This is a genomic window from Streptomyces sp. NPDC001744 (genome assembly GCF_042892575.1).
Taxonomy (GTDB): domain Bacteria; phylum Actinomycetota; class Actinomycetes; order Streptomycetales; family Streptomycetaceae; genus Streptomyces.
In genome coordinates, this window is the sequence record NZ_JBIAUG010000009.1 from 13,319 (window position 1) to 26,201 (window position 12,883).

The 12,883-nt window shown below is 74.4% G+C and carries 11 protein-coding genes; 5 read left to right on the forward strand and 6 right to left on the reverse strand.

The genetic code is table 11. The features are described from left to right. Positions 1-60: 60 nt before the first annotated feature. Positions 61-1,668, reverse strand: coding sequence for a carboxyl transferase domain-containing protein (locus tag ACFYZY_RS13165; RefSeq protein WP_388692914.1), 1,608 nt, complete (start codon positions 1,666-1,668; stop codon positions 61-63). A 103-nt stretch (positions 1,669-1,771) separates the two neighbouring features. Here ACFYZY_RS13165 and ACFYZY_RS13170 point away from each other — a divergent pair, with 103 nt between their 5' ends. Next, positions 1,772-2,368, forward strand: coding sequence for a TetR/AcrR family transcriptional regulator (locus ACFYZY_RS13170; protein ID WP_388692916.1), 597 nt, complete (start codon positions 1,772-1,774; stop codon positions 2,366-2,368). Positions 2,369-2,539: 171 nt separating this feature from the next. After that, positions 2,540-3,319 (forward strand): phosphatase, encoded by a 780-nt coding sequence (locus ACFYZY_RS13175; protein WP_388692917.1) that lies wholly within the window; start codon positions 2,540-2,542, stop codon positions 3,317-3,319. Positions 3,320-3,335: 16 nt separating this feature from the next. Here the strand turns inward: ACFYZY_RS13175 and ACFYZY_RS13180 are convergent, their stop codons facing one another. The 4 genes from ACFYZY_RS13180 to ACFYZY_RS13195 all read right to left on the reverse strand — a co-directional run bounded on the left by ACFYZY_RS13180 (position 3,336) and on the right by ACFYZY_RS13195 (position 7,609). Continuing rightward, the gene (locus ACFYZY_RS13180) at positions 3,336-4,289 is read right to left on the reverse strand and encodes a cation diffusion facilitator family transporter (RefSeq protein ID WP_388692918.1); all 954 of its coding nucleotides are present in this window, start codon (positions 4,287-4,289) and stop codon (positions 3,336-3,338) included. 19 nt (positions 4,290-4,308) lie between these two features. Continuing rightward, positions 4,309-5,160 carry an acyl-CoA thioesterase gene (locus ACFYZY_RS13185; RefSeq protein WP_388693204.1) on the reverse strand — a complete coding sequence of 284 codons (852 nt, stop codon included), beginning with the start codon at positions 5,158-5,160 and terminating at the stop codon, positions 4,309-4,311. An 84-nt stretch (positions 5,161-5,244) separates the two neighbouring features. Beyond that, the gene (locus ACFYZY_RS13190) at positions 5,245-6,402 is read right to left on the reverse strand and encodes an acyl-CoA dehydrogenase family protein (RefSeq protein ID WP_388692920.1); all 1,158 of its coding nucleotides are present in this window, start codon (positions 6,400-6,402) and stop codon (positions 5,245-5,247) included. Between the two features lie 76 nt (positions 6,403-6,478). Next, positions 6,479-7,609, reverse strand: a complete 1,131-nt coding sequence (locus tag ACFYZY_RS13195) for a helix-turn-helix domain-containing protein (RefSeq protein ID WP_388692922.1) — start codon at positions 7,607-7,609, stop codon at positions 6,479-6,481. Between the two features lie 164 nt (positions 7,610-7,773). Here ACFYZY_RS13195 and ACFYZY_RS13200 point away from each other — a divergent pair, with 164 nt between their 5' ends. After that, entirely contained in the window at positions 7,774-8,379 is a 606-nt protein-coding gene (locus tag ACFYZY_RS13200; protein WP_388692924.1) for a hypothetical protein, read from the forward strand. Positions 8,380-8,404: 25 nt separating this feature from the next. On the opposite strand, the gene ACFYZY_RS13205 is transcribed toward ACFYZY_RS13200, so the two are convergent. Continuing rightward, positions 8,405-9,916 (reverse strand): PucR family transcriptional regulator ligand-binding domain-containing protein, encoded by a 1,512-nt coding sequence (locus ACFYZY_RS13205; protein ID WP_388692926.1) that lies wholly within the window; start codon positions 9,914-9,916, stop codon positions 8,405-8,407. A gap of 141 nt (positions 9,917-10,057) precedes the next feature. Here ACFYZY_RS13205 and speB point away from each other — a divergent pair, with 141 nt between their 5' ends. Continuing rightward, positions 10,058-11,035: an agmatinase gene (speB, locus tag ACFYZY_RS13210; RefSeq protein WP_388692928.1), complete on the forward strand. Its 978-nt coding sequence runs from the start codon at positions 10,058-10,060 to the stop codon at positions 11,033-11,035. A 99-nt stretch (positions 11,036-11,134) separates the two neighbouring features. Next, the gene (locus tag ACFYZY_RS13215; RefSeq protein ID WP_388692930.1) at positions 11,135-12,817 is read left to right on the forward strand and encodes a thiamine pyrophosphate-binding protein; all 1,683 of its coding nucleotides are present in this window, start codon (positions 11,135-11,137) and stop codon (positions 12,815-12,817) included. Positions 12,818-12,883 lie beyond the last annotated feature (66 nt).

Here is a 12,883-nt window from a genome sequence, read left to right on the forward strand (position 1 = left end):
ATCCCCTCACGCTCTCCTGGGCTCCCCTCACATCCGTGGACTGCATCTCCTGGGGCCCTCTCACATCCGGAAGACGCCGAACCGGGGCTCCCCCAGCGGCGCGTTGGCACAGGCGGTCAGGGCGAGTCCGAGGACCTGCCGGGTCTCCAGCGGGTCGATGACCCCGTCGTCCCAGAGCCGGGCGGTCGCGTAGTAGGCGTTGCCCTGGGTCTCGTACTGCTCGCGGATCGGGGCCTTGAACGCCTCTTCCTCCTCCGCGCTCCACCCGTCGCCGAGCTGGTCGCGCTTGACGGTCGCGAGGACCGAGGCGGCCTGCTCGCCGCCCATGACGGAGATCTTGGCGTTGGGCCACATCCACAGGAAGCGGGGGGAGTACGCCCGGCCGCACATCGAGTAGTTGCCCGCGCCGTACGAGCCGCCGACGACCACGGTCAGCTTCGGCACCCGGGTGGTGGCCACGGCCGTGACCATCTTGGCGCCGTGCTTGGCGATGCCGCCGTGCTCGTACGCCTTGCCGACCATGAAGCCGGTGATGTTCTGGAGGAAGACCAGCGGGATGCCGCGCTGGTCGCACAGCTCGATGAAGTGCGCGCCCTTCTGCGCGGACTCCGCGAACAGGATGCCGTTGTTGGCGACGATCCCGACCGGGTGGCCGTGGATCCGGGCGAAGCCGGTGACCAGGGTCTGCCCGTACTCGGACTTGAACTCCTGGAAGCGGGAGCCGTCCACCACCCGGGCGATCACCTCGCGCACGTCGTACGGGGTGCGGGAGTCGACCGGGACCGCGCCGTAGAGGCCGTACGGGTCCACCTTCGGCTCCTCGGCCGGCTCGACCGACCAGGGGAGCGGGCCGCGCTCCGGGAGCGTGGCCACGATGTTCCGGACGATCCGCAGGGCGTGGGCGTCGTCCTCCGCGAGGTGGTCCGTGACGCCGGAGATCCGCGAGTGGACCTCGCCGCCGCCCAGCTCCTCGGCCGTGACGACCTCGCCGGTCGCGGCCTTCACCAGCGGCGGGCCGCCGAGGAAGATCGTGCCCTGGTTCCGCACGATCACGGCCTCGTCGCTCATCGCGGGCACGTACGCGCCGCCCGCCGTGCACGAGCCGAGGACGGCCGCGATCTGCGGGATGCCCGCGCCGGACATCCGGGCCTGGTTGTAGAAGATCCGGCCGAAGTGCTCCCGGTCGGGGAAGACCTCGTCCTGCAGGGGCAGGAAGGCGCCGCCGGAATCCACCAGGTAGAGGCAGGGGAGACGGTTCTCCAGGGCCACCTCCTGGGCCCGTAGGTGCTTCTTCACCGTCATCGGGTAGTACGTGCCGCCCTTGACGGTGGCGTCGTTGGCGACGATCACGCACTCGCGGCCGGAGACCCGGCCGATGCCCGCGATGACGCCGGCGGCCGGGGCCTGGTCGCCGTACATGCCGTTCGCCGCGAGCGGGGCCAGCTCCAGGAACGGCGAGCCCGGGTCGAGGAGGGTGTCCACCCGGTCCCGGGGCAGCAGCTTGCCGCGTGCGGTGTGCCGGGCCCGGGACTTCTCACCCCCGCCCAGCGCGGCCGCCGCGAGCTTGGCGCGCAGCGCCGCGACCAGCTCGTGGTGCGCGGCCTCGTTCGCCCGCCAGGCCGGCGAGGCGGGGTCCGCCGCACTCGACAGCACGGGTGCCTGCTGCATCGACCGATCTCCCTTGTCCGGTTAACGGGCCGCCCGGTTAGTGAGCGTTAACGTCTGGCGCACAGGTTAACGACCGCTAACCGGCTTGTCTAGGATGGTGTACATGGCCACGACTACGACCGCCGGCGTCAGGACCGACGCCCCCACGCGGCGCGAGCAGATCCTCAAGGAGGCTGCCCGTCTCTTCGCCGAGCGCGGGTTCCACGGCGTGGGCGTGGACGAGATAGGGGCCGCCGTCGGCATCAGCGGCCCCGGGCTCTACCGGCACTTCCCCGGCAAGGACGCGATGCTCGCCGAACTGCTCGTCGGCATCAGCGAGCGGCTCCTCGACGGCGGCCGGCTGCGGGTGGGGGAGGCGGGCGGCGACCCGGAGGCCCTGCTCGGGTCCCTCATCGACGGGCACATCGACTTCGCCCTGGACGACCGGCCGCTGATCATCCTCCACGACCGGGAGCTGGACCGGCTCAGGGACGAGGACCGCAAGCGGGTGCGCAAGCTCCAGCGGCAGTACGCGGAGCTGTGGGTGACGGCGGTGCGGGAGCTGTACCCGGACGTCTCCGAGGGCGAGGCCCGTACGGCGGTCCACGCGGTCTTCGGGCTCCTGAACTCCACCCCGCACCTGGCGGCGGCCGGCCGCCGGCCCGTGGAGGAGCTGCTGCGGCGGCTGGCGCACGGGGCCTTCGGGGCGCTGGCGGGCTGAGGGGGAGGACGGGCGGGGCCCGGTGGTCCAGGAGCCGACGGTCCGGGGGCCGGTGGTCCGGGGCCGGTGGTCCGGGGCCGGGAGTCCGGCGGCCCGGCCTTCCGGCCTTCCGGCCTTCCGGTGATCCGGTCGTCCGGCACGCCGGGGCCTCCGACCGGCAGAATGAGCCCCATGCCGATACTCAGCCGTGAAGCCCTCGTCGAGCACCTCGTCCGCACCCGGATCGCGGGAGACGTCGCCACCCCGCGCGACAACAACCTCTCCCACTACCGGAAACTCGCCAACGGCGACCGGCACTACTGGCTCGGCCTGGAGCTGGGCGACCGCTGGACCGACGAGCAGGACGTGCTCGCCGTGATGGCCGAGCGGTGCGGCGTCGTGGACGACCCCGCCCACCGCAGCGGCCAGGACACCATCGACCCCGAGCTGACCGTGGACGCCCTCGACCGGATGGCCGCCCGGCTGCGCAAGGCCGCCGGGGGAGGCGAGCGGGTCCTCTTCGCGACCGGCCACCCCGGCTCCCTCATCGACGTCCACAGCCGGGTCGCGTCGGCCCTGCGCGCCCGGGGCTGCGACATCGTCCGCATCCCCGGCGGCCTGACCGCGGACGAGGGGTACGTCGTGCAGTTCGCGGACGTCGCCGTCTTCGAACGGGGCGCCAGCCTCTGGCACACCCACTCCCCGGAGCCGATGAACGCGATCCTGGACGGCCTGGAGGTCCTGGGCGAGCCCGCGCCCGACCTGGTGGTCGCGGACCACGGCTGGGCCGGGCGCGCGGGCCAGCGCGGCATCGACTCCCTCGGCTACGCGGACTGCAACGACCCCGCCCTCTTCCTGGGCGAGGCCGAGGGCACGATGCAGGTCACGATCCCCCTCGACGACCACGTCGTGGACCCCCGCTCCTACGAGCCGCTGACCGCGTACCTGCTCCACGCGGCCGGCCTGGACTGACGGCGGCGCGCCGGGTTCAGCGGACCGCCCGGCGCTCCCCCCGGCCGGGCGTCGGGTCCAGGTAGACCCGGCGGACGGCGGGCACGCGCGCGCGGAGCCGGTGCTCGGCCTCCTCGCAGGCCCGCTCGACCTCCTCGGCCGGGACGCCGTCCCGGAAGTCGATCTTCGCGGCGACCAGGACCTCGCCCGGCCCCTGGATGAGGGTCAGCAGGTCCACGACGTCCGCGACCTGCGGGACGGACAGCAGCTCCTCGCGCACCGCGTCCCGCATCTCCTCCGGCAGCGGGCGGCCGACGAGGAGTTCGGCGTTGGAGCGCCCGAGGACCCAGGCCACGTACACCAGCAGGAGGCCGATGAGGACCGAGGCGACGCCGTCCCAGACGCCGGAACCGGTCAGCTGCCCGCCGAGCAGGCCGCCCGCCGCCAGCAGCAGTCCGGCGAGGGCGGCCGAGTCCTCCATGACGACGGCCTTCACGGTGGTGTCGGGGGTGTGCCGCAGATAGGTGAGGAAGGGCGTCCCCCGCTCCTTCGCCTCGGCCGCGACCTGCCTGATCCCGGTCCGCAGCGAGAAGCCCTCCAGGAGGAAGGCGACCGCGAGGACGATGTACGAGACGAGCGGATCGCCCAGCTCCTCGCCCTGGGTGAGGGTGTGGATCCCGTCGTACACGGAGAAGACCGCGCCGCCGACGAAGGTCGCGACGGCCGCCAGCATCGCCCAGACGTACCGCTCGCCCGCGTACCCGACCGGATGGTCCTCGTCGGCCGGCTTCCCGCTCCGTCTGAGCGCCGTGAGCAGCATGACCTCGGTGACGGTGTCCGCGAGCGAGTGGGCCGCCTCCGACATCATCGCGCTCGATCCGCTGATGAGCCCCGCCACGGCCTTGGCTACGGCGATCCCGAGGTTCGCCGCCGCCGCCACGATCACGGTGAAGGTGCTCTCGCCGTTCCCGTCCTTCGCCTTCTGCGCCATGGTCGGAACGTATGCCCGGTCATCGGCGCGGTACGCGAACGACACCCTCCTGGATGACCGAGATCGCCAGCTTTCCGTCCCGCGTCCAGATCCGGGCCTGACCGAGGCCGCGCCCGCCGGACGAGGTGGGGGACTCCTGGTCGTAGAGGAGCCATTCGTCGGCCCGGAAGGGCCGGTGGAACCACATCGCGTGGTCGAGGGAGGCCCCCACCACGTCCCCGACGGCCCAGCCGCCCCGCCCGTGCGCGAGCAGGACGGAGTCGAGCAGCGTCATGTCGGAGACGTACGTCGCCAGGCAGACGTGCAGCAGGGGGCCGTCGGCCAGCTTGCCGCGGGTGCGGAACCACACCTGCGAGCGCGGTTCGCGCGGCTCCCCGACCGAACCCCACGGCGGGGTGTCCGCGTACCGCAGGTCGACGGCCGCCCGTGCCTCCAGAAGGCGCTCCGCGACCTCCGCCGGCAGGTGCCGGGGCAGCGTCTCCCCGGCCGTCGGCAGCGACTCCGGGTCCGGCGCGGCCGGCATGTCCGCCTGGTGGTCCAGCCCCTCCTCGTACGCCTGGAAGGAGGCGGAGAGGTGGAAGACCGGCTGCCCGTGCTGGACGGCGACGACCCGGCGGGTGGTGAAGGAGCGGCCGTCGCGGATGCGGTCGACCGCGTACACGATCGGCGCGCCCGGGTCCCCGGGGCGCAGGAAGTACGCGTGCAGGGAGTGGGCGAGGCGGTCGGCGGGCACGGTGCGGCCCGCCGCCACCAGCGCCTGGGCGGCCACCTGGCCGCCGAAGACGCGGGGGACGAGCGAGGACCGGGAGCGCCCCCGGAAGATGTCCCGGTCGATCCGCTCCAGGTCGAGCAGATCGAGCAGGGCGTCCAGGGCGCCGGGGGTGTCCGGGGCGCCGCCGGGGGCGTCCGGGCCGCCCCGGGCGCCCCGGACGTCGTGCGCTTCGGGCACGTGGACCTACAGGCCCATCGACTTCGCGATGATCGACTTCATGATCTCGCTGGTGCCGCCGTAGATGCGGTTGACGCGGTTGTCGGCGTACAGGCGGGCGATCGGGTACTCGTTCATGTAGCCGTAGCCGCCGTGGAGCTGGAGGCAGCGGTCGATGACGCGGTGGGCGACCTCGGTGCAGAACAGCTTGGCGCTCGCGGCCTCGGCCGGGGTCAGCTCGCCCGCGTCCAGCGCCTCCAGGGCGCGGTCCGCGACGGCCTCGGCGGCGTCGACCTCGGCCTGGCAGGCGGCCAGCTCGAACTTGGTGTTCTGGAAGGAGGCGACCGGCTTGCCGAAGACCGTGCGGTCCGTGACGTACTGCTGCGCGAAGCGGATCGCGGCCTTGGCCTGGGCGTAGGCGCCGAAGGCGATGCCCCAGCGCTCGGAGGCCAGGTTGTGGCCGAGGTAGGAGAAGCCCTTGCCCTCCTCGCCGAGCAGGTCCTCGACGGGCACCTTCACGTCGACGAACGCCAGCTCGGCGGTGTCGGAGGTGCGCAGGCCCAGCTTGTCGAGCTTGCGGCCGATGGAGTAGCCCTCGGACTTGGTGTCCACGGCGAAGAGGGAGATGCCGAAGCGGCGGTCCTCGGCGCTCGGGGCGGAGGTGCGGGCGCAGACGATCACGCGGTCGGCGTGGACGCCGCCGGTGATGAAGGTCTTGGCGCCGTTGAGGACGTAGTGGGTGCCGTCCTCGGAGAGCTTGGCGGTGGTCTTCATGCCCGCGACGTCGGAGCCGGTGCCCGGCTCGGTCATGGCGAGCGCCCACATCTCCTCGCCGCTGACGAACTTCGGCAGGTAGCGCTTCTTCTGGTCCTCGGTGGCCAGCATCTTGATGTACGGCAGGGCGAGCAGGACGTGGACGCCGGAGCCGCCGAACTGGACGCCCGCGCGGGCGGTCTCCTCGTAGAGGACCGCCTCGAACTTGTGGGTGTCCAGACCCGCGCCGCCGAACTCCTCGGGCACGTTGATGCCGAAGACGCCCAGCTCGCCGAGCTTGTAGTAGAAGTCGCGGGGCGCCTGGCCGGCCGCGAACCACTCGTCGTAGACGGGGACGACCTCGGCCTCGATGAAGGCCCGGATGGTCTCCCGGAACGCCTCGTGGTCCTCGTTGAATACGGTACGGCGCACGGTGCGACTCCTCCGGTGTGCGGGCCCAAATGCCTAAGCGCTTGCTCAGTCTGTCGTCAACGAAGTTACCCAGCGGTCACCCGCCCTGTCCAGACTCCCCGCCTGTGATCCAGGCACGCCCCACGGAGTCGTACCCGAACACGGGCCGCCCCTCCGCCCCGCTCGTCCGAAAGGGTGCGCCGTCCTCGTCCCCGATCCGGACCGTGCCCCGGCGCCCCTCCGCACTCCACTCCAGCTCCAGGTACCAGCGGCAGTCGCACCCCGTCGTCCCCGCCGAGACCAGCAGCTCCTCCGGTTCGGCGGCGTCGACCGCGTACGGGAAGGAGACCGCCGGGAGCGTCCGGCCCTCCCGCCCGGAGGCGTCGTACCCGTCCACCGCCCGCGCCACCGGCCGGGGCCGGTCCAGATCCACCTCGAAACGACGCGGCGTCACCGCCCCGCCGCACCCCTCGTCCATCCGGTACGCCGCCCACGGCAGCGGCGCCCCCCGCTCCACCACCCGCACGTGCAGCGCCTGGAGCACCACCGCCGCCGCGCCCTTCCCCTGCACCGACACCCGCACCAGGGTCTCCCCGCCGTCCACGGCCCCCCGCGCCGCCGCCCAGCTCCGCGCGTCGGCCGCCTCCGGCGGGGGAGGGGGCGTCCGCTCCACGAGGTAGGTGTGCCCGCACCCGTTCTTCCAGAGGTCCGAGGCGACCGTCCAGGTCAGCGGCGCCGCCGGTCCGGCGGCCCGCTCCCGGGCCTTCCCGGGCAGGAGTACGGCTCCGAGGGTCACCGCCCCCACGACGGCCAGCGCCCCGCCGACCAGGCCCGCCCCTGCCCACCGGCGCCTCCGCCGCTCGGGCGGGAGGCCCGGTACGGGCGCGTGCGCGGGTTCCGGTGCGGGCTCCGGGACCGGCGCGGGCTCCGGTCCGGTCCCGGGCGCCGGCCCCGTGCCGGGTTCCGGTGCCGCCGGGCGGCGGGCGGCGTCCGCGCGGGTCCAGGCCGCCTCCAGGGCCCGCCGCTCCTCCTCGTCCGCCCCGCACAGCAGGGCGAGGCGGTCGACCACGGCGAACCCCTCCGGGACGGTCGCGCCCGAGCAGTAGCGGTGGAGGGTGGACGCGCCGACGCCCAGGCGCCGGCCCAGCGCCTCGTAACTCCTCCCGTCCCGCGTCTTCAGCGCGCGCACGCGCCGCGCGAACTCCCCGACCCTGTCGTCCTCCGGCATTCCATCCCCCTCGACCCCGCGTCCCACGCCTCACGTCCTTGCACGTCAGCCGGGGTGGGATGGTTCCGGGACGGGCGGAGGACGCGTCACCGTTGCGGGCGACGGGCCGCCGGCCCGACGCTGGTGGAGCACTGACCGCACCACCCGACGGGGGACCCACCACCATGCACAAGATCCGTACCGCACTCGCCACCGCCGCCGCGGCCGCCCTGGGCCTCGCGGCCCTCGCCACGGCCCCGGCGCAGGCAGCCGCCCAGCCCGCCTTCCTGGCCGCCTCCCAGATGCCGCCGGCGTCGACGCCGTGGACCGCCACCCAGGTCTTCACCGGCGTCCCGGAGAACGGCGGCGCCCTCTGCGCCCCGTACAAGATCCCGGCGCGGAACACCCGCTACCGCGAGTTCACCACCGAACTCGACACCAACGGCGTCCAGATCACCACCGTCGCCCCCACCGAGGTCGACGCCGTGAAGCTGGTCGACACCCTCCGCAAGTCCCTCGCGGGCTGCGGGCCCCTGCTGGAACAGCAGAACCCGGGCCTGGACGCCGTCAGCGCGTACCACGGCAAGCTCGCCGTGGAGGAGGGCGCCTGGGTCTACAGCCTGGACACCGCCGACCCGCAGATCGGCACCACCGACATCCACCTCTTCTCCGTCGGCCGCGACGGCCGCACCGTCACCCTGGTCCGCTGGGGGCAGATGGGCGACCTCGCGGACGCCCCGCTGACCGCCTTCCGCACGACGACGAAGACGGCCGTGAACAAGCTCCACTGATCCGCTGGTCCGCTGGTTCACAGCCTCATCCGAGCGCGAACCACAGCTCCATCCGTACGTCCGGGTCGTCCAGGTCCCGGTCGAGGAGCGCCGTACAGCGGGTGATGCGCTGGCGGACGGTGTTGCGGTGGATCCCCAGGGCGGTCGCCGTGCGGTCCCAGTTGCCGTGCAGGGAGAGCCAGGCGCGCAGGGTCTCCCTCAGTGGTTCGTCCAGGGGGGCGAGGAGGGTCCGGGCGTGGGCGGCGGCCTCGTCCGGGTCCACGAGGGCCGCGAGGCCGCCCGGCCGGTGGCGCACGAGCGCCGACCGGGTGGCCTCCGCCCGGCGCAGGGCCCGCGCCGCCTGCCGGTCGGCGGCGGGGAGGTCCCCGGCCGCGACCGGGGCGGAGACGCCCAGAAACCAGCCGGGCCGGGCGGTGACGGGGACGGAAGCGGGCAGGAGGAGTCGTACGGAGGCGGGGGCCGCCCCGGAGACACGGGCCGCTCCTGCCTCCCCAAGGGCCTCTGCCAGGGCTGCCGTCGCGTTCCCCTCCCCGGCCCCGGGGGCGCCCTCCGTCTCCACCAGTCCCGTCCCCAGCGACGCCGCCAGGTCCGCCGCCGCGAACGGGGTGCCGTCGCCGCCCCGCGCGTGGACCACCGTCCACGGGCCCGGACCCAAGGCGGCCGCCGCCTCCGCCGGGGAGGCGCCCAGGAGCAGCCGGACCAGGGCCCCGTCCCGCGCCGCCGCGTCCGCGCCCCGGTGCGGGGCCGTCAGGAGGGAGAGCAGGACCGCCGCGACGCCCGCGATCGTGTGGTCGCCGGGGCCGAGCCGTTCCGTCGCCACGCCGAGCGCCGGGCCGTCCCCGCCGCCCAGCGCGTAGGCGGCGAGCCGCAGCCCCTCCGCCTCCCCGCTCGCCGAGGCCGGTCCGCCCGGCCCGCCGGAGACCAGCCCCGCCAGCTCCGCGAGTCCCCCCGCCGCCTCCGCCGGAACCTCCGGGCCGGCCGCCGCCACCGCGCCGTCCGTCCCGAACAGGACCGCCCGGCCGCCCAGCCGCGAGGCGAGCGCGCCGAGGACCGCCGGGACCGGGGCCGGCCGGGCCGCCGCCGTCGCCAGGGACTGCTGCGCCTCCGTCACCCGGCGCAGCTCGCGCAGCCGGGCCTCCGCCATCAGCCGCCACACCGCCCGCGCCACCGCCGTGAACGGGGTGCGCGGCGGGACTTCGAGCAGGGGGAGCCCCGCGCGGGCGCAGGCGTCGACCAGCTCCGCCGGGACCGTGTCGTACACCGGTGTCACCCCGAAGGCGAGCGCCGCCGCCCCGGCCTCCACCACCCGTTCCACGTACCGCGCCGGATCGGCGAGCTGCACGCCCGCCGTCATCAGGAGCTCGCCGCCGAGCAGGTACGGGTACGGATCGGCCATCTCCGAGGTGTGCACCCAGTGCAGGGAGGCGTCCCCGGGTCCGGCGAGCAGCCGCAGGCCCAGGTCCCGGCGGGCGAGCAGCGCGGTGAGCGGGACCGGGGGAGCGGGCGGGGAGCCGGGGTCGGCGGGGCGGGTGCTCATGGACCCTTCGTACACCAGACGCTCGTACAGTGGAGGAAACGCACACTTCTGCGCCGCTTTCCCGGCGCCTACCGTCGTGCCGGAGAACCAAGCCGGAGAACCCGTCCGGACAACCCCCTCGCCCCCCCGGAGGACCCGACCATGAGCAGCAGCGACCAGAACGCCTTCCGCGGCCCGATCGACTCGTCCCGCGTCCCGCGGTACGCCGGTCCCGCGACGTTCGCCCGGCTGCCGCGCCTGGACGAGGTCGGCACCGCCGACGTCGCCGTGGTCGGCGTCCCCTTCGACAGCGGCGTCTCCTACCGCCCCGGCGCCCGCTTCGGCGGCAACGCCATCCGCGAGGCGTCCCGCCTGCTCCGCCCGTACAACCCGGCGCAGGACGCCTCCCCGTTCGCCCTCGCGCAGGTCGCGGACGCCGGTGACATCGCCGCCAACCCGTTCAACATCAACGAGGCCGTCGAGACCGTCGAGGCCGCCGCCGACGAACTCCTCGGCACCGGCGCCCGCATGATGACCCTCGGCGGCGACCACACCATCGCGCTCCCGCTGCTCCGCTCGGTCGCCAAGAAGCACGGCCCGGTCGCCCTGCTCCACTTCGACGCGCACCTCGACACCTGGGACACGTACTTCGGCGCCGAGTACACCCACGGCACCCCGTTCCGCCGGGCCGTCGAGGAGGGCATCCTCGACACCGAGGCGCTGTCGCACGTCGGCACGCGCGGCCCGCTCTACGGCAAGCAGGACCTCACCGACGACGAGAAGATGGGCTTCGGCATCGTCACCTCCGCCGACGTCTACCGGCGCGGCGCCGACGAGGTCGCGGACCAGCTCCGCCAGCGCATCGGGGACCGCCCGCTGTACATCTCCATCGACATCGACTGCCTCGACCCGGCCCACGCGCCCGGCACCGGCACCCCCGAGGCGGGCGGCATGACCTCCCGCGAGCTCCTGGAGATCCTGCGCGGCCTCTCCTCCTGCAACCTGGTCTCCGCCGACGTCGTCGAGGTCGCCCCGGCCTACGACCACGCCGAGATCACCGCCGTCGCCGCCTCCCACACGGCGTACGAGCTGACGACGATCATGGCCCGGCAGATCGCGGCGGGCCGCGCGGTGCAGTAGCCGACGGACGCGCGGGGCGGGGCGCGATCCCGTCCCGCGCGACACTTGTGGCTGTCGGCCGTACCCGCCCCACCACACCACCGCCCCGAGGGACCCGCCATGACCCACGACCACGACCTGGTCCTGCGCCCCACGCCCGCCCAGACCGAGGCGGCCCTGAACCCGCCCCCGGGGCGGACCGGCGGCGACCTGGTGATCGAGACCCTGGCCGGGCTCGGCGCGACCACCGTCTTCGGCCTGCCGGGGCAGCACGCGCTCGGGATGTTCGACGCGCTGCGCCGCTCCTCCCTGCGGTACGTCGGCCTGCGCGCCGAGAACAACGCGGGCTTCGCCGCCGACGCGTACGGGCGGATCACCGGCGAGGCGGCCCCGCTGCTGCTCTCCGCCGGACCCGGCGCCCTCATGTCGCTCCCCGCGCTCCAGGAGGCGGCCGCCGCCTCCGCCCCCGTCGTCGCGATCGCCGCCCAGGTCCCGGCGGCCGGGCTCGGCGGCGGCCGGCACGGCCACCTGCACGAGCTGCGCGACCAGCGGGCGTCCTTCCGGGACGTCGTGAAGTCCGTCCACACGGCCCGCACGCCCTCCCAGATCCCCTCCGCGATCGCCGCCGCCTGGGAGTCGGCGCTCACCGCCCCGCACGGGCCCGTCTGGGTGGAGGTCCCGCAGGACGTGCTCGCGGCGGAGACGGTCCTGCCGGTGGTCACCGCGATGGACGCGACCCCCGAGGACGTCGTCCCGCGCCCCGAGCTGACGGCCCTTGCGGCCCATCTGCTCACGGGCGCCGAACGGCCCGTGATCATCGCGGGCGGCGGGGTCGTCCGCTCCGACGCGTCGGGGAAGCTGCGGGCCCTGGCCGAGCGGATCGACGCGCCCGTGGTCACCACCTTCGGCGGCAAGGGCGCCTTCCCCTGGACGCACCCGCTGTCCCTCCAGTCCTGGCTGGAGGACCGGCACACCACCGACTTCCTGGAGGACGCCGACGTCCTCCTCGTGGTCGGCTCGGGGCTCGGGGAGCTGTCCTCGAACTACCACACCTTCGCCCCGCGCGGCCGGGTGATCCAGATCGAGGCGGACGCCGGGAAGCTGGAGTCCAACCACCCGGCGCTCGGCATCCACGCCGACGCCCGGCTCGCGCTCCAGGCCCTCCTGGAGACGGTCGGGGAGCGCACCGACCCGACCGCCCCCGAGCGGGTCGCGGCCGTCCTCGGCAAGGTCCGGGACCGGATCGCCGCGCAGGACCTCGACCTGGAGCAGCGGGTCGTCGCCGCCGTGCGCGAGGCGCTTCCGGACCGGTCCCCGAGCTTCTGGGACATGACGATCCTCGCGTACTGGGCGTGGTCGGCCTTCGACGCCCGGCACCCGAACACCATGCACTCCGCCCAGGGCGCCGGCGGCCTCGGCTACGCCTTCCCCGCCGCCCTCGGCGCGGCCGTCGCCGACCCCTCCCGGCCGGTCCTGGCGGTCTCCGGCGACGGCGGCGCGATGTACTCGCTCGCGGAGCTGGCCACGGCGAAGCAGCACGGGATCGACGTGACGTGGCTGATCGTGGACGACGGGGGGTACGGCATCCTGCGCGCGTACATGACCGACGCGTACGGCGAGGCCACCGGCACCGAGCTGACCCGCCCGGACTTCGTCGCCCTCGCGGAATCCTTCGGCGTCCCCGGCGTCCTCACCACCCCCGACACCCTGGCCGCCGACCTGGCGAAGGCCCTCGCGACCCCGGGCCCCTCGGTGGTCGTCCTCCCGGCGCTCCTGAGGATGTTCGAGCCGACGCACCTGTGAGTGAACGGCGTTTGCCGCGTCGTTTCCGTGGTGCATATCCTCTTTGTGTCGCCAGCATAGGGAGGA